The following is a 21,658-nucleotide window of genomic DNA, read 5'->3' on the forward strand; positions in this document are numbered from 1 at the left end:
GGGCCGCGCGCGGCTCACTGGCTCAGCCAGGCCTGGAACTTGGCGTCCAGATCGTCGCGGTAATCCGCCCACCACTCGTAGTTGTAGAGCAGCGTGTTCTTGGCGTTGTCCGGGTTGGTCGGCATGTGCGGCGCCATGTCGATGCCCAGCTCGGCATGCTTGCCGACCAGCGGAGCCGACGACTTGCGCGCCGGGCCGTAGGCGATGTACTTGGCCTGGTCGGCCAGACGCTGCGTGTCGGTGGCGAAGCGCACGAAGTGCAGGGCGCGGTTCTTGCGGTCCTCGGGCAGGCCGGCGGGGATGACCCAGCCGTCAAGATCGAACACCTGCATGTCCCACAGCATGCCCACGGGCTGCTTCTGCTCGGCGATCAGCGCGAACAGGCGGCCGTTGTAGGTCGAGCCCATCACGACCTCGCCGTCGGCCAGCAGCTGCGGCGTCTCGGCGCCGGCGGTCCACCAGATCACGTGGTCCTTGATGGTGTCGAGCTTGGCGAAGGCGCGGGCCTGGCCCTCTTCGGTCTCGAGGACGTCGTAGATGTCCTCCTTGGCGACGCCGTCGCAATAGAGCGCCCATTCGAGGTTGCCGATCGGCCGCTTCTCGAGCGCGCGCTTGCCCGGATACTTCTCGAGGTCGAAGATCGCGCAGATCGAGGTCGGCGGCTCGGACACCATGTCGGTGCGGTAGCCCACCGCCGTCGAGTAGACGATCTGCGGGATGAAGCACTCGGTCACCAGAAGGTCGCCGAAATCGACCGAGGCGGGCGTGCCGTCGGGCGCGGGCGCCAGCTGGGTGTCGGGGTCGATGGGCATGGCCAGGCCCTCGTCGCACAGACGGATCGCATCCGAGGCCACCACGTCCACCACGTCCCAGGTGATGTTGCCCGCCTCGGCCATGGCGCGCATCTTGGCCACGGCCTCGGCCGAGCTCTCGTCCCAGATGACGTTCACGCCGGGGTTCATGGCCTTGTAGGGCTCGACATAGGCCTTGCGCTGCGATTCCTGATAGGCGCCGCCCCACGAGACGATGGTCATCTCGTTGGCGCAGTTCTCGCAAGGCGGCATGTCCTCGGCCATCGCGGCCCAGCCGGCGGCGGACACCGCGGCGGCCGCGCCAAGGCCAAGCATGGTCTTGAGATTCATGACATAACTCCCGTTTGTCGTTGTGGTCTTCGATAACCAACGCGGCCGCGCGGCAAGGCGCGGCGCGCCGGATTCCTCATTCCGCGTCCAGCGCGCGGCAGTCCTCGGGCCGCCAGGACAGCGTCGTCACCTCGCCCACCGTCAGCGCCGCGTGCTCGGAGGCGTTGGGCACCTTGACGATGAAGTCGGTGTTGCCGTGCACCTCCATCCGGCAACGGATGTGGTCGCCCAGATAGATCAGCTCGAGCACGCGCGCCTCGACCGAGTTGAAGTCGGGCTTGGCGCCGATCTCGACGCGCTCGGGGCGGATCGACAGCCGCGTGCGCGAGCCGGGGCCGGCGATGTTCACCGCCAGGGCGCGCGCCGTCTCACCATTGTCGAAGCGCACCAGGCACAGCTCGCCCTCGACCGCCTCGACGGTGGCGTCGAGCTTGTTGTTCTCGCCGATGAACTGGGCCACGAAGCTGTTCATCGGCTTCTCGTACAGCGTCGCCGGATCGTCCAGCTGCTGGATGCGCCCGTCGTTGAACACGGCGATGCGGTCCGACATGGTCAGCGCCTCGGACTGGTCGTGGGTGACATAGACAACCGTCACGCCCAGACGCTCGTGGATGTGCTTGATCTCGAACTGCATCTGCTCGCGCAGCTGCTTGTCCAGCGCGCCCAGCGGCTCGTCCATCAGCACCAGCGGCGGGTCGAACACCAGCGCGCGCGCCACGGCGATGCGCTGCTGCTGACCGCCCGACAGCTGCGCCGGGCGGCGGCTGGCGAAGTCGGACATCTGCACCATGTCGAGCGCGCGCGCGACCTTCTCCTCGATCTGGGCGCGGCCCATCTTGCGCACCTCGAGCGGGAAGGCCAGGTTCTCGGCCACCGTCATGTGCGGGAACAGGGCGTAGTTCTGGAACACCATGCCGATGCCGCGCTTGTGCGGCGGGACCGAGTTGATCGGCCGCCCGTCCAGCAGGATGTCGCCATGGGTGGCGGTCTCGAAGCCGGCCAGCATCATCAGACAGGTGGTCTTGCCCGAGCCCGACGGGCCGAGCATGGTCAGGAACTCGCCGCGCCCGATGTTCAGATTCAGGTCTTTGACGACCAGCGTCTCGCCGTCATAGCTTTTCTGGACGTGATCGAACACGACGAAGGCGTCGTCGGCGCTTGTCATATGACCTTCCCTGTTCTTCGTTGTCGTTTGTTGTCGTTTTTGTCGCGCGCCCCTTGCGCCGGCGGGCGCCGGAACGTCATCGGCGCAAGCTAAACACGTCGCGGCGGGGGGTTACAAGGGCGTTGAACGACATTCGAAGGCTGTAAAACGACGCGCCGCGCCGCCTTCGCGCGGCGCGCGAAGATGCCCGGCGCGTTTCGCGCGTCGCGCCGTTGCGCCCGACGGCCCGCCGCCCGGCGCCGCGCGAGCGCGCGCCGCATTGACCCCGCCCGCGAAACATGCGGTTCTGAAGGCGTTCGCCGATCTTCCGCCCACCCTTCACGCGGAGCGCGCATGACGCCGCATCGTCCATGGACCGTCTGAGCGAGATGGAGGCCTTCGCCCGCGTGGTCGAACTGGGCGGCTTCACCGAGGCCGCGCGGCGCATGGGGGTCTCGAAATCGGCCGTGTCCAAGGCCGTCGCCGCGCTCGAGGAACGGCTGGGCGCGCGGCTGCTGACCCGCACCACGCGCCGCGTGGCGCCGACCGCGATCGGCGCCGCCTTCTACGAACGCGCCCGCCGCGTGATCGAAGAGGCCGAAGAGGCCGAGCGCATGGTCACCGCGCTGCACGGCGCGCCGCGCGGCGAGCTGCGCGTCTCGGCGCCGGTCAGCTTCGGGCTGCGGGTGCTGGCGCCGGCCGTCGCCGATTTCATGCGCCAGAACCCCGAGGTGACGCTGACGCTGTCGCTCGACGATCGCTTCGTCGAGCTGGTGTCGGCGGGCTTCGACATGGCCGTGCGCATCGGCCGCCTGCCCGACTCCAGCCTCAAGGCGCTGCGCCTGCGCAAGGTCGACCTGCTGCTGGCGGCCTCGCCCGAGTATCTGGCGCGTGCGGGCGTGCCGCGCCGCATCGAGGACCTGGCCGATCACCAGCTTCTGCGCTACGCCCATCAGGCGACGGGCGCCAGCTGGCGGCTGCGCGGCCCCGGCGGCGAAGAGCGGCAGGTGCGCGCGCGCGGGCGTCTGGTCGCCGACAATGGCGACGCCCTGGCGCTGGCGGCCGAGGCGGGGCTGGGCATCGTGCTGAGCCCGGATTTCATCATCGCCGAGGCCTTGGCGGCCGGGCGGCTGGTCGAGGTGCTGCCCGAATGCCGCCCCGAGCCGGCGGCCGCCTATGCCGTCCGCCCCGCGGGGCCTTTCCCGCCGCCGCAGCTCAGCGCCTTCGTCGACTTTCTGGCCCAGCGGCTGCGCGATGACTGAGGCTGCCCGGCGACGGGGCGATGACGGGGCGACGACGGGGCGATGAGATGGGCGGGGCGATGACGGGGCGACGAGACGGGCGGGGCGATGGATGACCGGGGCTGCGCAACGACCAGGGCGGGACGATGACCGAGGCCGGGCGATGACCGCCGCCGCGCCGCGCCCGCCGCGCGTGGTTCTGTGGGGAACCTGCGACCTGGGCAAGCCGCGCACGCGCATCCTCGTCGAAGGGCTGCGCGCCCAGGGCGTCGAGGTGATCGAGATCGTCGCCCATGTCTGGGAGGGCGTCGAGGACAAGAGCGTCCTGCCCCGCCGGGCGCGCGCGCTGCGCCTTGCGCGCATGGCGGCGGCCTGGCCGGTTCTGGCCGCGCGCTATGCGCGCGCGCCCGCGCATGACGCCGTTCTGGTCGGATACATGGGCCAGTTCGACGTGCTGCCTGCCGCGCTGCTGGCGCGCCTGCGCGGGGCGCGGCTGGCCTGGGACATGTTCCTGTCGCTGCACGACGCAGTCGCCCATGACCGCGCCCTGGCGCGACCGCGCTCGGCGGCGGGGCGGCTGCTGCGCGCGCTCGAGCGCGCGGGGGCGCGGCTGGCCGACGTGGTCTTCGTGGACACGGCCGCGCATGCGCGCCGCATCGAAGGGCTGCTGGACCTGCCGCCGGGCGCGCTGGCGCATGTGCCCGTCGGCGCCGAGCCGGCGGCCTTTCCGCGCCTGCCGCCGCCGCCCCCGCCGGCCGCAAGGCGGTTGCGGCTGCTGTTCTACGGCCAGATGATTCCGCTGCACGGCGTCGAGACGATCCTGCGCGCGGCGCTGTCCGAGCGCGGCGCCGCGCATGACTGGACGCTGATCGGCCGCGGCCAGCAGGAGGGGCTGGTGCGCGAGGCGCTGGCGCGCGCGGGCGCAGGCGCGGCGCATGTGCGCTGGCGCGAGTGGGTTCCCTATCGCGAGCTGATCGAGCAGATGCGCCGCGCCGACATCTGCCTCGGCGTCTTCGGCGGCTCGGGCAAGGCGGGCTGCGTGACGCCCAACAAGGTGCACCAGGCCCTGGCCGCCGGGCGCCCGGTGGTCACGCGCGACGGACCGGCGCTGCGCGAGCTGGCGGCCGCGATCGGCCCCGAGCCGGGCCTCGAGGCCGCCGCGCCCGAAGATCCCGAGGCGCTGCTCGACGCCATCGACCGCCTCGCCGCGCGCGGCCTGCCCCAGCCCTCGGAACGCGCCGCGCGCGTCTTCTCGCCCGAGGCGATCGGCACGCAGGCGGCGCGGCTCATCCTGCCCCGGGCGCCGCGCGCCCGCGAACGCGAAGACCAGACGCAGAGCGCCAGGACATGACCAGCGAGCAGAGCGGCGCCGCCGCCGGCCCGACCTTCCACCCCGTTCACGGACCGGCGCTTGCGCATCTGGGCTGGACGCCGGCGCCGCGCTATCTGCTGCGGCGCGATCGCGTGTTGCACGCGCTGCGCGGGCGCGAGGGCGCGCGCATCCTCGACATCGGCTGCGGCGCCGGCGCGCTGCTGCGCGAGCTGGCGCAGATGGGTCACCGCGGCGCGGGGCTCGAGCGCTCGGCCGAGGCGCGCGCCCTGGCAAGGGCCATGAACCCGCCCGGCGGCCCCGTCGAGATCCGCGCCGAGCCCGCGCCCGATTGGGACGAGGCCTTCGACGTGCTGTGCTGCTTCGAGGTGCTCGAGCATGTCGAGGACGATCTGGGCGCGCTGCGCGCCTGGCAGCGCATGCTGCGCCCCGGCGGGCTTGCGCTGCTGTCGGTCCCCTCGCGCCCCGAGCTGTGGGGGCCGGCCGACGTCTGGGCGGGCCATGTGCGGCGCTATCGCCGGCCCGGCTTCCGCGCCCTGATCGAAGGCGCGGGGCTGCGGGTCGAGCGGATCGAGAGCTACGGCTTTCCGCTGGCCAATCTCATGGAGCCGCTGCGCCATCGCGTCTACGCGCGTCAGCTGGCGAAGCCGGACCGCGCCGAGGCCGATCCGCAGACGCTGACGCTGCGCAGCGGCGCCGACCGCAGGGCGGAAACGCGCATCTGGCCGCTGCTGGCCTCGTGGCCGGGTTCGCTGGCCATGCGCGCGGCGACGCTGGCGCAGCGTCCATTCCTGCGAACCGACCTTGGAAACGGCTATCTGGCCGTGGCGCGCAAGCCATGAGGGCGGGGCGCGCGGCGCGGCTGCTCGGCGCGGCGGCGGCGCTCGGCGCCGCGCTCTGGGCGCTGCGCCAGGGCCTGCACGCGATGCCCTCCATCGCGCCGGGCGATCCGCGCGTTCTGGGCGCGCTGGCCGCCTCGGTCGGGCTGTATCTGGCGGCGACGCTTTGCGCGGCCGAGGGCTGGCGCCAGATCCTGATCGCAACCGGCGCCGGGGCGCGGCGACGCCTCGCCTGGTCGCAATTCCTGACGGCGCAGATCGGCAAGTATCTGCCGGGCAACGTTCTGCATCTGGCCGGGCGCGCGGGCCTTGCGCTGCGCGACGGCGTTCCCGCGCCCCTGGCGGCGGCGGCGATGGCGCTGGAGCTGGCGCTGAGCGCGGCGCTGGCGCTGGCGGCGGCGCTGGCGGGCGCGGCCGCCCTGCCCGGTCTGCGCGCCGCGCTGGCGGCGCAGGCGGGCGGCGCGGCGCAGCTGCTCGATCAGGCGCAGGGGCTTGGCGGCTGGGCGTGGGGCGCGGGGGCCCTGGCGGCCGCGCTGCTGGCGGGGGCGGTGTGGATGGGGGCGCGCCTCGCCCCCATCCTGCGTGCGGCGCTGGGGCGGGCGCGGCCCGGGCGGCTGGCCGCTTTCGCCGCGCTTCAGCTTGCGGTGCTGGCGCTGCTGGGGCTGTCGCTGCAGGCGGCGGGAAGGGCGACGGGCGCGGCGATGGACGCGCCGACGGCCATGGCCGCCTTCGCCGGCGCGTGGCTCGTCGGCATGATCACGCCCGGCGCGCCCGGCGGGGCGGGCGTTCGCGAGGCGGCGCTGGTGCTGGCGCTGGGGCCGAGCGTGGGCGCGCCGGCGGCGCTGGCCTGCGCGCTGGCCCATCGCGCGGCGTCGATGCTGGGCGATGCGCTGGCCTGCGCGCTGGGCCTTGCGCTGCGCGCGGGACTGCGCGCCCGATAGGCGCCGGCCCGCAGCCGGGCGAGGCGGCGCGGGGCCGAACCCGATGCGCGCCCGAAGCAGGATCCGGCGCCCGGATCAAGGCCCCGCCGGGGCCCCGTCAAGGCCCGCCAAGGCCCGCCATGGCCCGTCAGGGATTGAGCCGCGTCACCGTCCATTCCTGCGACAGCGGATCCTGCCGCGTCCACCGGAAGCGGTCATGCAGGCGGTGCGCGCCGTCGGCCCAGAACTCGATCTGCAGCGGGCGGATGCGAAAGCCGCCCCAGAAAGGCGGGCGCGGCGGCGCGCCCATGAAGCGCGCGCCCGCCTTGGCCGCCTCGGCCATCAGATGCGCGCGCGAGGACAGCGGCTCGGACTGACGCGAGGCCCATGCCCCGACGCGCGACGCCAGCGAGCGCGAGGCGAAATAGGCGTCGGCCTTGGGGCCCTCCTCGCGCTCGACCAGACCGCGGGCGCGGATCTGGCGGCGCAGGGTCTTCCAGTGAATGACGAAGGCCGCGCGCGGATTGGCCGCCAGCTGCCGCCCCTTGGCCGAGCCGTAATTGGTGTAGAACAGGAAGGCGCCCCCTTCGGCGGCGGGCTCGATCTCCTTGAGCAGCACCATGCGCACATCGGGCATGCCGTCGGGGTCGGCCGTGGCCAGAGCCATGGCGTTGGGATCGTTCGGCTCGGTCCTTTCCGCCTCGGCCAGCCACGCGGCGGCCAGCGCGAAGGGATCGTCGCCGGCGAAGATGCCGCCGCGCGGCTCGGTCTCGATGATGCGGGGGGGCTGGGTCATGGGCGCGCTCCTGCGGTTGCTGCCGGCGCAGCATAGCGCGCGCGCCGCGCGCGGCAACGCCCCCGCCCGACCCCCGCAACGCCCCCGCCCCGCTTGCGCCCCCGGCCCGGCGCGCGCCCTGCGGAGCGCTCCGCCCCCGCGGCCTTCGCCGGACCCTGCGCCGCGCCCGCGCCGCCAGGGCCCCCGCCCCCGCGCCGCGGCCGGGCTTGATGCTGCGCGCGATATGGCCTAATTGCTCCGCACCCGAAAAGCGACAGGAGCAGGGGCATGGCTGGACTGATGGCGGGCAAGCGCGGCCTTATCATGGGCGTGGCGAACAAGCAGTCGCTGGCGTGGGGCATCGCGCAGGCCTGCGCCGCGCAGGGCGCCGAGCTGGCCTTCTCGTATCAGGGCGAGGCGCTGGGCAAGCGCGTGACGCCGCTGGCCCAGTCGGTGGGCTCGGACCTGGTGCTGGAGTGCGACGTGACCCAGCCCGGCTCGATCGACGCGCTGTTCGAGACGCTGCGCGCGCGCTGGGGCAAGCTGGACTTCCTGGTCCACGCCATCGGCTTTTCCGACAAGAACGAGCTGCGCGGCCGCTACGTCGACACCAGCCCCGAGAACTTCGCGCTGACGATGAACGTCTCGGTCTATTCCTTCACCGCCGTCGCCCAGCGCGCCGAGAAGATGATGCCCGAGGGCGGCGCGATGCTGACCCTGACCTATTACGGCGCCGAGCGCGTCATGCCGCACTACAACGTCATGGGCGTGGCCAAGGCCGCGCTCGAGGCCTCGGTGCGCTACATGGCCATGGACCTGGGTCCGAAGGGCATCCGCGTCAACGCGCTCTCGGCCGGGCCGATCAAGACGCTGGCGGCCTCGGGGATCGGCGACTTCCGCTACATTCTCAAGTGGAACGAGCTCAACTCGCCCCTGCGCCGCAACGTCACGCAAGAGGATGTGGGCAAATCCGCGCTCTATCTGCTCTCGGACCTGTCCTCGGGCGTGACGGGCGAGACGCACCATGTGGACGCGGGCTATCATGTGGTCGGCATGAAGGCCGAGGACGCGCCCGACATCGACGTGGTCCAGGGCCGCAAGTGACCGCCCGCAGCCGCAGCAGGAGAGACGCCATGGCCGCCGACCGCCTTCCCCACGAAAAGGGCTTTCACGTCAGCTGGGACCAGATGCACCGCGACAGCCGCGCGCTGGCCTGGCGGCTGGACAAGCAGGGCCCCGGCGAGGACGGCGCCTGGAAGGCGGTGGTCGCCATCACCCGCGGCGGCATGGTGCCCGCCTGCATCGTCGCGCGCGAGCTGGACATCCGCATCGTCGACACGATCAGCGTCAAGTCCTACGACCACCAGACCCAGACCGAGGCCAAGGTGCTCAAGGCCCCCGACGCGGCGCTTCTGGGCGACGGCGAGGGTGTGCTGGTGGTGGACGACCTGGTCGACAGCGGCAAGACGCTGGAGCTGGTGCGCAAGCTCTACCCCAAGGCGCATTTCGCCACCGTCTACGCCAAGCCCAAGGGCCGCGCGCAGGTGGACACCTTCATCACCGAGGTCAGCCAGGACACCTGGATCTTCTTCCCCTGGGACATGGCGCTGCAATACGTCGAGCCCTATCGCGGACGCTGAGCGGCGACGCCGGACCGGCGCGGTCGGGCCGCCAAAAAAAGGGCCGCGCCGGGCGCGGCCAGTCTGACAGGGAGGAGTCCAGCCGACGGAAACCACCAAACCGCCGGCTGAGTCCCACTATGACCTGAAATAGTTAACAACGCCTGAAGGCGCGCCCCTTCGCGCGCTTTCGCCGCGCTTGCGCCCCGCCGGGCCTTGCGATTTTCTCTGGCGGCGCGCGCCCGACTGGCGCATTGTGCGCCCGACGCAGGCGGCGCGGAACAAGGTTCCGCAACGTCGCCCGCGCGCCGAACTCAAAGACGAAGCAGGAGCCGCGACATGCTCGGCCAGATGATGAACACCCAGCTCCGAATCTCTTCGATCCTGGAGCACGCGAACGCCGTCTTCCCCCATCAGGAAATCGTCACCCGCACCCCCGAGGGCCCCGTCACGCGCGCCACCTTCCGCCAGATGCGCGACCGCGCCCATCGCCTGGCGCACGCGCTTGCGCGGCTTGGCGTCAAGCGCGCCGACCGCGTCGGCACCATCGCCTGGAACACCCAGCGCCATGTCGAGGCCTACTACGCGATCTCGGGCATGGGCGCGGTGTGCCACGTGATGAACCCGCGCTACGCGCCCGAGCAGCTGGTCTACATCATGAACCATGCCGAGGACGAGGTGCTGCTCATCGACCGCACCTTCATCCCGCTGGTTGCCGCCCTGCGGCCCAAGCTGCCCAAGCTGCGGCACGTCATTCTCATGACCGAGGCCGAGGCGCAGCCGACCGGCGCCGACGCGCCCTTCGAGATGCTCAACTACGAAGAGCTGCTGGCCGCGGAGGCGGACAAGGGCGACTATCCCTGGCCCGAGCTGGACGAGCATTCGGCCGCCGGGCTGTGCTACACCTCGGGCACCACGGGCAACCCCAAGGGGGTGCTCTACTCGCACCGCTCGACCGTGCTGCACGCCATGGCCACCGCCCTGCCCAGCGCCGTCAACATCGCCGAAACCGACAGCGTGATGCCGGTGGTGCCGATGTTCCACGTCATGGCCTGGGGCCTGCCCTATTCGTGCATGATCGGCGGCGCCAAGCTGGTGATGCCCGGCCCGAACCTGGACGGCGCCTCGCTGTTCGAGCTGATGGACGCCGAGGGCGTGACCATGGCCGCCGGCGTGCCGACCATCTGGCTCGGCCTTCTGTCCGAGATGCGCAAGCGCGGCCGCGCCCCGAACGGCTTCAAGCGCACGCTGATCGGCGGCTCGGCCCCCGCCACCGCCATGATCGCCGCCTATGAGGGCGAGTTCGGCATCGACGTCATGCAGGGCTGGGGCATGACCGAGATGAGCCCCGTCGGCTCGGTCGCCACCATCCCGCCCTCGAAGGCGCATCTGCCCTTCGACGCGCGCATGGCGCTCAAGTCCAAGCAGGGCCGGCAGGTCTTCGGCGTCGAGCTCGACATCGTGGACGAGAACGACCGCCCCCTGCCCCATGACGGCAAGACCTCGGGGCGGCTGGTGGCGCGCGGGCCATGGATCGCCTCGGGCTATTACGGCATCGACCAATCGCCGCTGACCTCGACCGGCTGGCTCGACACCGGCGACATCGCCACCATCGACGAGGACTCGTTCGTCACCATCGTCGACCGCGCCAAGGATCTGGTGAAGTCGGGCGGCGAGTGGATCAGCTCGATCGACGTCGAGAACGCGGCCATGGGCTGCCCGGGCGTCGCGCAGGCGGCGGTCATCGGCGTGCCCCATCCCAAATGGGACGAGCGCCCGCTGATCATCGTCGTCGCGGCCGAAGAGAACCCCGCCGACAAGGAGCGCGTCATGGCGCATCTGGCCAAGGTCCTGCCCAAATGGCAGCTGCCCGACGACGTGGTGTTCATCGACGCGATGCCGCTGGGCGCGACGGGCAAGATCCTCAAGACCGAGCTGCGCGAGCGCTTCCGCGACCACCTGACGGGCTGACCCGCCCCGCAGCGCGCCCCGCCGCCCCCGACCGGGCGGCGGGGCGTCGCTCATTTCATGTGCACATAGCTACCGGGCGCGTCGGGCAGCGCATCCGGGTCGACCCCCGGCGCCCCCATGCGCGGCGGATCGACCGGCGCGCCCGACAGATCGGCCAGCCACGCCGCCCAGCTGGGCCACCACGAGCCTTCGCGCAGCTCGGCCGCCGCCATCCAGGCGTCCGGGTCCAGGCGGCGCGCGTCATGGGGCGTCGTGCGGATGCGGTGGCGTCGGCGCGGATGCCCGGGCTCCGAGACCACGCCGGCATTGTGCCCGCCATTGGTCAGCGCAAAGGTCACGTCCGCATCGGCGAGGTTGTGGATCTTGTAGACCGAGCGCCAGGGCGCGACATGGTCCGTCTCGGTTCCCAGCGCGAAGATGGGCGTGCGCACGTCGCGCAGCCAGACCGGGCGTCCCTCGACCTCGAACTTGCCCTGCGCCAGCTCGTTGTTCAGGAACAGCTTGCGCAGATATTCCGCATGCATCCGGTAGGGCATGCGCGTGCCGTCGGCGTTCCAGGCCATCAGGTCGGTCATGGGCGCGCGCTCGCCCATCAGGTATTCGCGCATCATCCGCGACCAGATCAGGTCGTTCGAGCGCAGGATCTGGAACGCCCCCGACATCTGCCCCGCCGAAAGCACGCCCTGCTCCCACATCATGTCCTCGAGGAAGCTGACCTGGCTTTCGTTGATGAACAGCAGCAGCTCGCCCGCCTCGGAGAAATCCGTCTGCCCGGCGAAGAAGGTGATGCTGGCAAGGCGGTCGTCGCCCTCGCGCGCCATGGCGGCCGCCGCGATGGCCAGCAAGGTGCCGCCCAGGCAATAGCCCGCCGCATGCACCTTCGCCGGCCCGACGATGGTCTGCACCGCGTCGAGCGCGGCCATGGGCCCCATAAGACGGTAATCCTCCATCGACAGGTCGCGGTCCTCGGGGCCCGGATTGCGCCAGTAGATCATGAACACCGTGAAGCCCTGCTCGGTCAGCCACCGGACCATCGAGTTCTCCGGCGACAGGTCCAGGATGTAGCCCTTCATGATCCAGGCCGGGATCAGCAGCACCGGCTCGGGGCGCACCTTGTCGGTGGCGGGCGCGTATTGCACCAGCTCGATCAGGCGGTTGCGATAGACCACCTTGCCCGGCGTGCAGGCGATGTTCTCGCCCACGCGGAAGGCTTCGACGCCCGCCGGCGGCCTGCCCGAGACCATGCGCGCCCAGTCGTCCCAGAAATTCGCCGCCCCGCGCACCAGATTGGCGCCGCCCTCGCGCATGGTGCGCTCGAGCACCTCGGGGTTGGTCAGCGGGTTGTTCGCCGGCGAGAACACGTCCAGCGCCTGGCGGGCGCCGAACTCGAGCGCGCGCTCGTTGGCCTTCGAGACGCCGCGCACCCCCGTGGTCGCGTTCCACCACCATTGCTGGGTCAGCAGGAAGGCCTGCTGCATCAGGTTGAAGGGCGGCTTGCGCCAGCCCTCATGCGCAAAGCGCCGGTCCTGCGGCAGAGGCGCGATGCAGGCCTCGCCCTCGCCGCCCGTCAGCGCGCATGACAGGGCGAAACGCTGGAAACGCAGCAGCTTGCGCCCCGCCTTGTGCGCCAGAAGCGCCTGCTTGCCCGGCGATGCGGCCAGATGCACCGCCCAGTCCGACCAGATGGCCGCCATGGCGGCGGGCGACAGCCCCCCGGTCAGGCGCGCAAGCCCCGCGCGAAAGGCGCGGTCGGCCATCAGCGCGGTCTGCTCGGCGCCGTCGGCCGGCTCGGACCGGGGCGCCGGCCCCGGCAGCGGCGCGAATTCGGGCGCAGGGGGCGTAACGTCGCCGGCGGGGGCGCGGGCGGCGGGGGCGGCTCGGGCGCTGCGGGCGGGCTTGGCGTTGGCGGGGTCGGACATGACGGGCTCCCTGGCTCGATCCGCTGGCGGCGCCGCGCGCCCGGGCCGGGCGCGGCGTCGCGCCGCCCGCAACAGGTAGGGCGCTTGGCGCCGCAGCGCAACATGACGCGGCGCCGCGGTTTACAGCCGCGCCCGTTCGCGCCAAGCTGCGCGCGGCAAGCTGGACGAACCGGGGGGGAGAAAATGGCGGACAAGGGCGCGGCGCTGATCATCGGCGCGGGCGACGCCACCGGCGGCGCGGTGGCGCGGCGTTTTGCGCGCGAAGGCTACGTCGCCTGCCCCGTGCGCCGCTCGGCGGACAAGCTGGCGCCCCTGGTCGCGCGGATCGAGGCCGAGGGCGGGCGCGCGCGCCCCTTCGCCGCCGACGCCCGGCGCGAGGACGAGGTGCGCGCGCTGGTCGAGACGATCGAGTCCGAGGTCGGCCCCATCGAGGTCTTCGTCTTCAACATCGGCGCCAACGTTCCCGCCCCGATCCTCGAGCAGGACGCGAAGCGCTACTTCAAGATCTGGGAAATGGCCTGCTTCGCCGGCTTTCTGAGCGGGCGCGAGACCGCCCGCCGCATGGCCGCGCGCGGACGCGGCACCATGATCTTCACCGGCGCCACCGCCTCGCTGCGCGGCGCGGCCGGCTTCGCCGCCTTCGCCGGCGCCAAGCACGCCCTGCGCGCGCTGGCCCAGAGCATGGCGCGCGAGCTGGGACCGCTGGGCGTGCATGTAGCCCATGTGGTCGTGGACGGCGCCATCGACACCGCCTTCATCCGCGACAACTTCCCCGACATGCACGCCAGCCGCCGCCCGCTGGACGGGCTCTTGAACCCGGACAGCATCGCCGAGGAATACTGGCGCCTGCACGTCCAGCCGCGCGACGCCTGGACCTTCGAGATGGACCTGCGCCCGTGGATGGAGCGCTGGTGAGCCCCGGCGAAAGGACCCCCATGCGCGAGACGAGCGAACAAGGCCCCTGGCTGCCCGCCGACCCACGCGAGGACGCCGGCGCGGGCGCCGCGCGCTGGCTGCGGCCGCCGCGCCCTCTGGCCCAGGGCGGGCGCGAGCGCCTTCTGGGCGTCGAGCTCGAATTCTCGGGCCTATCGGCGGCCGAGGCGGCCGAAGCGGTGGTGCGGGTCTTCGGCGGGCGCGCGCGCCAGCTGTCCGAGCACCGCGCCCTGGTCGAAGGCGCCGAGGCGGGCGATTTCGAGGTCGAGCTGGACTTTCGCTGGGCGCATGACGGCGCGCGCGATCCGCGCCTGCGCAAGATCCTGGGCGATCTGGGCGAGGCGCTCTTGCCCATGGAGGTGGTCTGCCCGCCCATACCGCTGAGCCGCGCCCCCCGCCTCGAGGCCCTGCGCGAGGCGCTGCGCCGCGCCGGCGCGCGCGGCGTAGAGGAGCTGCCGCTGCATGCGCTGGGCGCGCAGCTGAACCCCGAGCTGCCGGATCTGGGCGTCGGCTACATCCTGCGCGCCGCGCGCGCCTATCTGCTGCTGAGCGACTGGCTGCGCGACGAGATCCAGCCCACCGCCGCGCGCCGCATCCTGATGTTCGCGCGCCCCTTTCCGGCCGGCTGGGGGCGGCTGATCCTCGACCCGGACTACGCGCCCTCGCCGGCGGGGTTCATCGACGACTACCTGCGCTGGAACCCGACCCGCAACCGCGAGCTGGACCTGCTGCCGCTGCTGGCGCATCTGGACGAAGAGCGCGTGCGCCGCGCCCTGCCGGACGAGAAGATCAACCCGCGCCCGACCTGGCACTGGCGCCTGCCCAACGCGCTGGTGGACGACCCCGACTGGACGCTTTCGCTCGAATGGAACCGCTGGGTGACGGTCGAGCGGCTGGCCGAGCGCCCCGATCTGATCGCCCGCCACGCGCGCGTCTGGATCGAGGATTCGCGCCTGCCGCTGGCGCTCGACCGGGTCGAGCATGCGCGCGCGATCCTGGACGAGCTGTGAGCGCGGCGCCCTCGCCTCGGCGCCCGGTGGTGGGCGTGACCAAGGGCCGCGGGCGCGGCTGGGCGCTGTGGGCCTTCGCGGCGCTGTCGCTGCGGCTGCACGGCGCGCGCCCGCGCCGCATCGAGCCGCCCTTCTCGCCCGAGGCGGCGCGCGGGCTTGACGCGCTGATCGTGGGCGGCGGCGACGACATCGGCGCGACGCTCTATGGCGGCGAGCCGGCGCCGGACATGTGCATCGACCCCGAGCGCGACGCGCTCGAGCTGCGGTTGCTGGAAGAGGCCTGGCGGCGCCATCTGCCGGTGCTGGGCATCTGCCGGGGCGCGCAGATGCTGAACGTGTTTCTGGGCGGCACGCTGCATGCGGACATCGCCCAGGCCTACCCCCATGCCCGGCGCCTGCGCACGCCGCTGCCGCGCAAGCATGTGCGCCTTGCGCCGGGCACGCGGCTGGCGCGGATCATCGGCGACGAGACGATCGTGGTCAACGCGCTGCACCACCAGTCCATCGACCGGCTGGGCGAGGGGCTGCGGGTGGCGGCGCGGGACGAATACGGCATCGTCCAGGCGGTCGAGCATCGCGGGCGGCTGCTGCGCATCGGCGTGCAGTGGCACCCGGAATTCCTGTTCTACGCGCGCAAGCACCGGCGCCTGTTCGCGGCGCTGACCGACGCCGCCCGCGCCCACGCGTCCACGGGCGCCTGACCCGCGGCCGCCCCCTCGGCGCGGCGTCGCCGCCCGGTCGGCGCGGCCCGCCCGAGACCCGCTCGCCCGCCCGCAAGGCGCGGCTTGGCACGCAATGCGTTCGTCATGGCGCCCCCTCGGCGCGGCATCGGCGCGGCGCGCGCCGCCGGCCCGTTCGCCCGCAAGGCGCGGCTTGGCGCGCAATGCGTTCGCCAGGGCGCGCCCGCGGCCCGCTTATCGGCCGCCGCGCGCACGGCCCGCACGCACGCCGCCACGCCCCGCCCCTGCGGGCGCCCGACCGAGGCGGCAAGCCCCGGGCCGCCCGCGCGGCGCCCGGTCCCGGCGCCGGCAGGCCGCCCTCGGCGGTCATGCGCGCCCGCGCAACCCCGCGCCCCGCGAACCGGCCCGCTTGCGCCAGGCGCCCGCCGCGGGCGAGCGATCGCGCGCTCAGTCGGCGTCGGGGGCCCAGCCGCTGACGGCCTTGACCTCGAGGAACTCCTCCAGCCCCCAGACGCCGCCCTCGCGCCCGTTGCCCGAGGCCTTGACCCCGCCGAAGGGGCTGCCCGCCGCGCGCGACTTGCCGTTCATCTCGACCATGCCCGAGCGCAGGCGACGCGCCACGCGGTTGCGGCGCGCGCCGTCGCGGCTCTGGACGTAGTTCGTCAGGCCGTAGGGCGTGTCGTTGGCGATGGCGATGGCCTCTTCCTCGTCCTCGAAGGGAATGATCGACAGGACCGGGCCGAAGATCTCTTCGCGGGCGATGGTCATCTGGTTGTTCACGTCGGCGAAGACGGTCGGACGCACGAACCAGCCGCGGTTGAAGCCCTCGGGGCGGCCGGGGCCGCCGGCGACCAGGCGCGCGCCCTCGTCGATGCCGATCTGGATCAGGCGCTGGATCTTGTCGAACTGCGCCTGGCTGACCACCGGGCCGATGTGGCGGCCGGGCTCGGAAGCGGGCCCGACCTTGACCGATTGCGCCGTGCGCGCGGCGATCTCGACCGCCTCGTCGTAGATCTCGCGCTGGACCAGCATGCGGGTGGGCGCGTTGCACGACTGGCCGGTGTTGTTCATGCAGTGCAGCGTGCCGCGCTTGACCGCGTTCTCGTCCGCGTCGGCGAAGATGATGTTGGCGCCCTTGCCGCCCAGCTCGAGATGCACGCGCTTGAGCGTGTCGGCGGCGTTCTTCGAGATGGCGATCCCCGCCCGGGTCGAGCCGGTGAACGAGATCATGTCGATGTCCGGATGCCCCGAGATCTGCGTGCCGGCCCCCGGCCCGTCGCCGTTGACCAGGTTGAACACGCCCGCCGGCGCGCCCGCCTCGTGCACGATCTCGGCGAAGATCATGGCCGAGAGCGGCGCGATCTCGGAGGGCTTGAGCACCATGGAGCAGCCCGTCAGCAGCGCCGGCACGACCTTGAGCGCGATCTGGTTCATGGGCCAGTTCCAGGGCGTGATCAGCCCGCACACGCCGACGGGGTCGAGCAGGATGCGGTCCTCGGGCGCATGCGGGCCCAGGGGGCGTTCGAACTCGAAATTCTCGAAGGCGGTCAGGAAGTTGCGGATGTGCCAGCTGCCCGCCGGAACCTGCTGGCCGCGCGCCATGTCGATGGGGGCGCCCATCTCACGGCTGATGGCGTGGGCGATGTCCTCGGCGCGGCGCTCGTAGATGGCCAGGATGTTCTCGACCAGCTCCTTGCGCTCGGCCCGGGTCGAGAAGGCCCAGCTGTCGAAGGCGCGCCGCGCGGCGGCCACGGCCGCGTCCACATCCGCCTGCCCGGCCAGCGAGATGACGGCGAAGGGCTCTTCGGTCGAGGGGTCGATCACCTCCAGATCCTCGGGGATGGCCGGGGCCGTCCAGCGGCCGTCGATGTAGAATTCGCGTTTCTCGATCATGCGAGGCTCCCTTGCGCGTCAGCGTCCGTCGCCCGCGATCTCGCCCCATTCGGCCCGCCAAGGCAAGAGCCAAGCGCGCCGCGGTTGACCGCCCCCCGCGCCGGCCGCTAAATGCGCGCAAGGCCCCTTAGCTCAACCGGATAGAGCAGCTGACTTCTAATCAGCAGGTTGCAGGTTCGAGTCCTGCAGGGGTCGCCATTCCGCGGCCCTCGCGCGGCGGGCGAATGGTCAAGGAGGTGCGCAGATGAGTTCCCCACGCAAGAAGCTGGTCCTGCATATCGGAACGCACAAGACGGCGACGACCCATCTGCAGGGAACGCTTGCGCGCAATGCCCAATTGCTCGGCGAGCGCGGCCTGCTCTACCCCAAGGCAGGGCAGATCCACAACGCGCACTTCAAGCTGACCCAGGCGCTTCGCGACCGCGCACGCGCCGACATCGGCCTTGAGGAGCTGTCGCCCTGGCCCGAGCTGATGGAAGAGGTGCAGGCGGCGCCGCAACCGCTGGCCGTTGTCAGCTCGGAGGAGTTCTCGCTGGCGACGGACCCGGCGCGGCTCGCGCCATTGCGCGAAAAATTCGACGTGCGCGTCGTCGTTTACCTGCGCAGCCCCGATCAGTTCGTGCAGAGTTTCTACAACCAGTTCGTCAAGGACGAGGTTCCCGCCGAAACGCGCACCCCCTGACCAGGTACGTGGCCGAAGAAGCGCTTTTCTTTCTGGAAACCAGGCGCATTTTGCTGCCTTGGGCGGAAACCTTCGGTCCGGCAAACGTCTGCTTGCGGATCTTCGATGCCGTCGCCCGAAGCCGACGCGGAATCGTCGGCGATTTCTTCGAGGCGATCGGATTCGTCCCGCCCGAGCGCCTTGCGCCGCCTGAAATCTCGGTCCTGCACAAGGTCTCTCTTCCTCCGGACGCGCTCGAATTCCTGCGCCTGACGAACGGGACGGCCGAGCTGAAAGACGGGGGCCGTTCTCAATTCGTCGTCGATCTGGTCGATATGGCCCTGAAGGAAAAGGATCGGCTGCACACCACCCGCGCCGGCATCCTGTCGGCGCCATCTCGCATGGCGCTGCGTCGTCGCTTCGCCGCGCCCAATGCATGGGCGGCCCGCACGTTCCTGGGTGTGAGCCAGAATCCCTTCCCACCGCACGAAGCGCCCCCTCCGCCGCCCGACTTCGATTCGCGACCCGAGGAGGCCGACGCCGCCACTCTGGCCCGGGTGGCCGCCATGGTTCTCTCGCGGCTGCGCAACCCGGCGGCGGGCTGACGGCGCCCGCGGCCGGCGCGTCTCAGCCGGCCGCCGTCGCGGCGGCCATGCGCATCAGGTTGGGGTGGAACGAGGGCGAATCCAGCGACATCCAGACGTGATGGTCCGGCAGCCCCTGGAAGCGGCGCAGGAACATTTCGACCAGAGCCGCGAAATCCTCGTTGCCGCTCGCGGCGGGTTCGGCGCCGTGGAACGTCTGGGGCGGGAAGGCGCGCCGCGCCAGGGCGTAGAGCTCGGCCGCGCCTTCGAGGAACGGGGCGCGCAGGTCCGCGCGCAGCGTGCCGCAAGACCAGCGCACGGTGTTCATGAACGAGCGCAGGATCGGGTTCGCGTCGGGCCAGCCCTCCTTGATCGCGCGCGAAAGCGTGGCGCGATACATCTCGAGCGAATGGAAATGCCGCTCGTCGCCCTGGCGGATGTCCTGCCCCGGATGCTGGCGATACAGATACCGCAGCGCCTCCACATGCGGCACCTCGCGGCAAAGCGCCAGCGTCGTCATGTGGAAGATCTGGTCGTCGAAGGCGCGGATGTGCTCGGGGAACCAGATGTTCTTGTTGTCGAGGAAGTCGCGCCGATAGACCCGGCGCCAGATCGTGGGCTGGCCCGTCAGCAGACGCGCCGGCGGCACGAGACGGAAATCGAGGCCGGCCGCGCGCTGGGTCGGCAGATCGTCGAAGGCGCCGCGCTCGTAGCTGGGGGTGACGACGCGGCCCTCATCGCCCTCCTCGAAGGGGGCGAAGCCGCCCTGCACCACCTCGGCCCCCGTCCAGCGCGCCAGGTCCAGAAGCCGCGCGAAGAAGCCCGGCTCGACCAGGTCGTCGGCGTCCACGAAGGCGATGTGGCGGGCGTTCGAATGCAGCCGCCCATAGTTGCGCGCCGAGGCGCAGCCGCCATTGGGCTTGCTCAGCGCACGCACGCGCGCATCGGCGGCGAATTCGGCGCGCACCAGCTGGCCCGTCCCGTCGCGCGAGCCGTCGTCCACGACGATGACGCGCACGTCGTCGCCGGCCCCGTCAAGGATCGAGCGCACGCACTCGCCGATGAAATCGCGCGCGTCATAGGCGGCGACCACCACGTCCAGCGCCTCGTCGCGCGCGCCCTCGACGCCGTCGCGGCGCAGGCACCAGGGCGTGCCCGCCCGGCGCAGGAACACCTCGTCCTTGCGGCCCGGCCCCGCCAGAACGGCGCCGCCGCGCGGGGTCTCCCACACCGCGCCGACCAGCATCGGGATGTCGGCGCCGGCCAGCCGCTCGGCGATGCCGCGTTCCTCGAACGGGGCGCACAGCTTGAGCAGATCGGGCTCGAGCGCCGCGATGGCCTCGGGCGGCAACGTCGGCAGAGCGCGCGCCTCGGCATCCGTCGGACGCGCGCGCAAGACCGCCTCGGGCCGGTCGGGATCGGGCCGGAACGGCGCGGGCCGGCACATCGCCTGCAAGGCCCGCGCATCGGGCGCCGCAAGGGGCTCGGCCGGCGCGGCCGCGCGCGCGCTGATCGCCGCGCGCACCACCGTCACGTTCCCGAGCCCCAGCCTGCGCAGGTTCTCCTCGAGCAGGTCCGCCGCAAGGTCCGAGGGTTCGAAGCACCACAGCCGCCAACGCGGGAAGGCGGCGGCGAAGGGCAGCGCGAAGGATCCGAAACCCGCGCCGACATCCACGGCCACCCCCTCGGCCGGGACCGGGCGCGTGCACAGGAACGGCTCGTAGACCCCCCGCAGCCGCGCCTGCGCATCGGCGGCCGAGCGCGCATCCGCGGGCGCAACCAGATCGAGCGCAAGGCCGAACGCCTCGATCCGAACAAGCGACGTTTCGGCCAGGCTGGGCGCCTTCGGGCCCTTCGCGATCTTGCCCCGGATCAGATTCATGCGAACACCTCCTTCGCATAGCGCCGCAGCGCATCAAGCTCGGCCCGGGCAAGCGGCGTGTCGGCCGCGATCACCGACCAGCGCGGATCGACCCCGCGCATGGCCGCCCGCACGGCCATGCGGAAATTCCAGCGGTGTTGATGGCCCACGCAGCTTTCGCACCAGCGCACGAGGCGCAGCGCCGCCGCGGCCGCGGCCGAGCGGCGCAAGGGATCCGCAAAGCTGGGGGTGCGCTCGAGCAGGGCGAAGGTCATGCGCGCGACCGCGATCGCGTCGAAGCGCCGCTCGTCGCTCGACGCGGTGATCTGCGGGCGGCCGTAGCGCCGGTGATACGCGAAGCCCGGCGCGTGGATGATCGAGATCCGCGCCGCCTGCGCCACCGCCATGGCGTGGAACAGCATGTCCTCGAAGACGCGCCCGTTGGGAAAGCCCAGCCGGCGCGCGCGAAGGAAATCGACGCGCACGAACTTGTTGGCCGCCTGCGGCTCGATCAGATGCGCCAGCGCCCGCGCCATGCTCTCTTCCGCCGCGCCGGTCTCGATCGGGTTTTCGCCCAGAAGCTCGCGCAACCGGTCGAAATGCGCGGCGTCGTAGAAGCGCCGCATGTCGCCGTCGACCTCGGACAGCACGCCGCGCTGCAGCGCCAGATCCGGCGCGTCGCGGCGGATGACCTCGGCCGCCGCCGCGAAGGCCCAGGGCGGGCGCGCGTCGTCGGCGTCCAGAAAGCAGACATAGTCGCCGCGCACATGCTCGAGCCCGCGGTTGCGCGCCGCCGAAAGACCGGCATTGGCCTGCCGGATCAGCCTGACGCGCCTGTCGTCGGCGGCGATCTCCTGCGCGATGGCGCGTGTGGCGTCGTCGGCGCCGTCATCGACCAGGATCAGCTCCAGCGCCGCGTGGCTCTGGCCCAGCACGTTGGCGGCGGCGCGGCGCAGAAGCGGCCCCTCGTTGAACATGGTCATGACGCAGGAGAAGACCGGCCCCGTCTGCGCGCGCCCCTTGGCCCAGGCCCCGGATTGCGTCGAAACAGCGGACATGACGAGCCCTCCGACCAGAATTGCGACGCCCCGCCCTGCGGCGCGCGCCGCCGGCGCACGCAAGAAGGGCGTGGCGCT

The 21,658-nt window shown here is 72.1% G+C and carries 19 protein-coding genes and 1 tRNA gene; 13 read left to right on the forward strand and 7 right to left on the reverse strand.

Annotated elements, in window-relative coordinates:
* Positions 1 to 14 precede the first annotated feature (14 nt).
* Together LY05_RS06645 and LY05_RS06650 are read right to left on the reverse strand one after the other, a co-directional pair.
* Positions 15 to 1,142: an ABC transporter substrate-binding protein gene (locus LY05_RS06645; protein WP_148922569.1), complete on the reverse strand. Its 1,128-nt coding sequence runs from the start codon at positions 1,140 to 1,142 to the stop codon at positions 15 to 17.
* Positions 1,143 to 1,218: 76 nt separating this feature from the next.
* The gene (locus LY05_RS06650) at positions 1,219 to 2,307 is read right to left on the reverse strand and encodes an ABC transporter ATP-binding protein (RefSeq protein WP_148922570.1); all 1,089 of its coding nucleotides are present in this window, start codon (positions 2,305 to 2,307) and stop codon (positions 1,219 to 1,221) included.
* 350 nt (positions 2,308 to 2,657) lie between these two features.
* Between LY05_RS06650 and LY05_RS06655 the strand changes: the two genes are divergently transcribed.
* The 4 genes from LY05_RS06655 (at position 2,658) to LY05_RS06670 (ending at position 6,637) form a co-directional block, all read left to right on the forward strand.
* The gene (locus LY05_RS06655; protein WP_072745980.1) at positions 2,658 to 3,548 is read left to right on the forward strand and encodes a LysR family transcriptional regulator; all 891 of its coding nucleotides are present in this window, start codon (positions 2,658 to 2,660) and stop codon (positions 3,546 to 3,548) included.
* Positions 3,549 to 3,690: 142 nt separating this feature from the next.
* Positions 3,691 to 4,878: a glycosyltransferase family 4 protein gene (locus tag LY05_RS06660; protein ID WP_170258868.1), complete on the forward strand. Its 1,188-nt coding sequence runs from the start codon at positions 3,691 to 3,693 to the stop codon at positions 4,876 to 4,878.
* A complete protein-coding gene (locus tag LY05_RS06665; protein ID WP_148922572.1) occupies positions 4,875 to 5,699 on the forward strand; it encodes a class I SAM-dependent methyltransferase in 825 nt (274 codons plus the stop codon). Before LY05_RS06660 ends, LY05_RS06665 begins: the two co-directional genes overlap by 4 nt.
* On the forward strand, positions 5,696 to 6,637 hold the full coding sequence (locus LY05_RS06670; protein ID WP_148922573.1) for a lysylphosphatidylglycerol synthase domain-containing protein: 942 nt from the start codon (positions 5,696 to 5,698) through the stop codon (positions 6,635 to 6,637). Before LY05_RS06665 ends, LY05_RS06670 begins: the two co-directional genes overlap by 4 nt.
* Positions 6,638 to 6,764: 127 nt before the next feature.
* Here LY05_RS06670 and pdxH read toward each other — a convergent pair whose 3' ends face one another.
* On the reverse strand, positions 6,765 to 7,412 hold the full coding sequence (gene pdxH / locus LY05_RS06675) for a pyridoxamine 5'-phosphate oxidase (protein ID WP_072745984.1): 648 nt from the start codon (positions 7,410 to 7,412) through the stop codon (positions 6,765 to 6,767).
* A gap of 267 nt (positions 7,413 to 7,679) precedes the next feature.
* On the opposite strand from pdxH, the gene fabI reads away from it, so the two are divergent.
* From fabI to LY05_RS06690, 3 genes are all read left to right on the forward strand, one after another.
* On the forward strand, positions 7,680 to 8,495 hold the full coding sequence (fabI, locus tag LY05_RS06680) for an enoyl-ACP reductase FabI (RefSeq protein WP_072745985.1): 816 nt from the start codon (positions 7,680 to 7,682) through the stop codon (positions 8,493 to 8,495).
* 29 nt (positions 8,496 to 8,524) lie between these two features.
* Positions 8,525 to 9,031: a xanthine phosphoribosyltransferase gene (gpt, locus tag LY05_RS06685; protein ID WP_072745986.1), complete on the forward strand. Its 507-nt coding sequence runs from the start codon at positions 8,525 to 8,527 to the stop codon at positions 9,029 to 9,031.
* 318 nt (positions 9,032 to 9,349) lie between these two features.
* Positions 9,350 to 10,981: a long-chain fatty acid--CoA ligase gene (locus tag LY05_RS06690; protein ID WP_148922574.1), complete on the forward strand. Its 1,632-nt coding sequence runs from the start codon at positions 9,350 to 9,352 to the stop codon at positions 10,979 to 10,981.
* Positions 10,982 to 11,031: 50 nt separating this feature from the next.
* Here the strand turns inward: LY05_RS06690 and LY05_RS06695 are convergent, their stop codons facing one another.
* Positions 11,032 to 12,900: a PHA/PHB synthase family protein gene (locus tag LY05_RS06695; RefSeq protein ID WP_148922575.1), complete on the reverse strand. Its 1,869-nt coding sequence runs from the start codon at positions 12,898 to 12,900 to the stop codon at positions 11,032 to 11,034.
* 183 nt (positions 12,901 to 13,083) lie between these two features.
* Here LY05_RS06695 and LY05_RS06700 point away from each other — a divergent pair, with 183 nt between their 5' ends.
* Genes LY05_RS06700 through LY05_RS06710 form a run of 3 tightly spaced genes read left to right on the forward strand, consistent with a single transcriptional unit; the run spans position 13,084 to position 15,544 of the window.
* Complete coding sequence (locus LY05_RS06700) at positions 13,084 to 13,815, forward strand: SDR family NAD(P)-dependent oxidoreductase (protein WP_072745989.1); 732 nt, start codon at positions 13,084 to 13,086, stop codon at positions 13,813 to 13,815.
* Between the two features lie 20 nt (positions 13,816 to 13,835).
* On the forward strand, positions 13,836 to 14,843 hold the full coding sequence (locus LY05_RS15365) for an amidoligase family protein (protein ID WP_148922576.1): 1,008 nt from the start codon (positions 13,836 to 13,838) through the stop codon (positions 14,841 to 14,843).
* Complete coding sequence (locus LY05_RS06710; RefSeq protein WP_249041874.1) at positions 14,840 to 15,544, forward strand: gamma-glutamyl-gamma-aminobutyrate hydrolase family protein; 705 nt, start codon at positions 14,840 to 14,842, stop codon at positions 15,542 to 15,544. The genes LY05_RS15365 and LY05_RS06710 overlap by 4 nt, the downstream gene beginning before the upstream one ends.
* A gap of 426 nt (positions 15,545 to 15,970) precedes the next feature.
* On the opposite strand, the gene LY05_RS06715 is transcribed toward LY05_RS06710, so the two are convergent.
* The gene (locus tag LY05_RS06715) at positions 15,971 to 17,416 is read right to left on the reverse strand and encodes an aldehyde dehydrogenase family protein (RefSeq protein ID WP_072745991.1); all 1,446 of its coding nucleotides are present in this window, start codon (positions 17,414 to 17,416) and stop codon (positions 15,971 to 15,973) included.
* A 121-nt stretch (positions 17,417 to 17,537) separates the two neighbouring features.
* On the opposite strand from LY05_RS06715, the gene LY05_RS06720 reads away from it, so the two are divergent.
* From LY05_RS06720 to LY05_RS06730, 3 genes are all read left to right on the forward strand, one after another.
* A tRNA-Arg gene (locus LY05_RS06720) sits at positions 17,538 to 17,614 on the forward strand.
* A gap of 46 nt (positions 17,615 to 17,660) precedes the next feature.
* Positions 17,661 to 18,098, forward strand: a complete 438-nt coding sequence (locus tag LY05_RS06725; protein ID WP_148922578.1) for a hypothetical protein — start codon at positions 17,661 to 17,663, stop codon at positions 18,096 to 18,098.
* 8 nt (positions 18,099 to 18,106) lie between these two features.
* On the forward strand, positions 18,107 to 18,682 hold the full coding sequence (locus tag LY05_RS06730; protein WP_148922579.1) for a hypothetical protein: 576 nt from the start codon (positions 18,107 to 18,109) through the stop codon (positions 18,680 to 18,682).
* Between the two features lie 22 nt (positions 18,683 to 18,704).
* Here LY05_RS06730 and LY05_RS06735 read toward each other — a convergent pair whose 3' ends face one another.
* Entirely contained in the window at positions 18,705 to 20,543 is a 1,839-nt protein-coding gene (locus LY05_RS06735; protein ID WP_148922580.1) for an FkbM family methyltransferase, read from the reverse strand.
* On the reverse strand, positions 20,540 to 21,580 hold the full coding sequence (locus LY05_RS06740; protein WP_148922581.1) for a glycosyltransferase family 2 protein: 1,041 nt from the start codon (positions 21,578 to 21,580) through the stop codon (positions 20,540 to 20,542). Before LY05_RS06740 ends, LY05_RS06735 begins: the two co-directional genes overlap by 4 nt.
* Positions 21,581 to 21,658 lie beyond the last annotated feature (78 nt).

Source organism: Oceanicella actignis, from assembly GCF_008124525.1.
Lineage (GTDB): Bacteria > Pseudomonadota > Alphaproteobacteria > Rhodobacterales > Rhodobacteraceae > Oceanicella > Oceanicella actignis.

Bases quoted from the DNA above. Each gene is read 5' to 3' on its own strand.
- LY05_RS06645 (WP_148922569.1), bottom strand. From the start codon at position 1,142: ATGAATCTCAAGACCATGCTTGGCCTTGGCGCGGCCGCCGCGGTGTCC.
- LY05_RS06650 (WP_148922570.1), bottom strand. From the start codon at position 2,307: ATGACAAGCGCCGACGACGCCTTCGTCGTGTTCGATCACGTCCAGAAA.
- LY05_RS06655 (WP_072745980.1), top strand. From the start codon at position 2,658: ATGGACCGTCTGAGCGAGATGGAGGCCTTCGCCCGCGTGGTCGAACTG.
- LY05_RS06660 (WP_170258868.1), top strand. From the start codon at position 3,691: ATGACCGCCGCCGCGCCGCGCCCGCCGCGCGTGGTTCTGTGGGGAACC.
- LY05_RS06665 (WP_148922572.1), top strand. From the start codon at position 4,875: ATGACCAGCGAGCAGAGCGGCGCCGCCGCCGGCCCGACCTTCCACCCC.
- LY05_RS06670 (WP_148922573.1), top strand. From the start codon at position 5,696: ATGAGGGCGGGGCGCGCGGCGCGGCTGCTCGGCGCGGCGGCGGCGCTC.
- pdxH (WP_072745984.1), bottom strand. From the start codon at position 7,412: ATGACCCAGCCCCCCCGCATCATCGAGACCGAGCCGCGCGGCGGCATC.
- fabI (WP_072745985.1), top strand. From the start codon at position 7,680: ATGGCTGGACTGATGGCGGGCAAGCGCGGCCTTATCATGGGCGTGGCG.
- gpt (WP_072745986.1), top strand. From the start codon at position 8,525: ATGGCCGCCGACCGCCTTCCCCACGAAAAGGGCTTTCACGTCAGCTGG.
- LY05_RS06690 (WP_148922574.1), top strand. From the start codon at position 9,350: ATGCTCGGCCAGATGATGAACACCCAGCTCCGAATCTCTTCGATCCTG.
- LY05_RS06695 (WP_148922575.1), bottom strand. From the start codon at position 12,900: ATGTCCGACCCCGCCAACGCCAAGCCCGCCCGCAGCGCCCGAGCCGCC.
- LY05_RS06700 (WP_072745989.1), top strand. From the start codon at position 13,084: ATGGCGGACAAGGGCGCGGCGCTGATCATCGGCGCGGGCGACGCCACC.
- LY05_RS15365 (WP_148922576.1), top strand. From the start codon at position 13,836: ATGCGCGAGACGAGCGAACAAGGCCCCTGGCTGCCCGCCGACCCACGC.
- LY05_RS06715 (WP_072745991.1), bottom strand. From the start codon at position 17,416: ATGATCGAGAAACGCGAATTCTACATCGACGGCCGCTGGACGGCCCCG.
- LY05_RS06725 (WP_148922578.1), top strand. From the start codon at position 17,661: ATGAGTTCCCCACGCAAGAAGCTGGTCCTGCATATCGGAACGCACAAG.
- LY05_RS06735 (WP_148922580.1), bottom strand. From the start codon at position 20,543: ATGAATCTGATCCGGGGCAAGATCGCGAAGGGCCCGAAGGCGCCCAGC.
- LY05_RS06740 (WP_148922581.1), bottom strand. From the start codon at position 21,580: ATGTCCGCTGTTTCGACGCAATCCGGGGCCTGGGCCAAGGGGCGCGCG.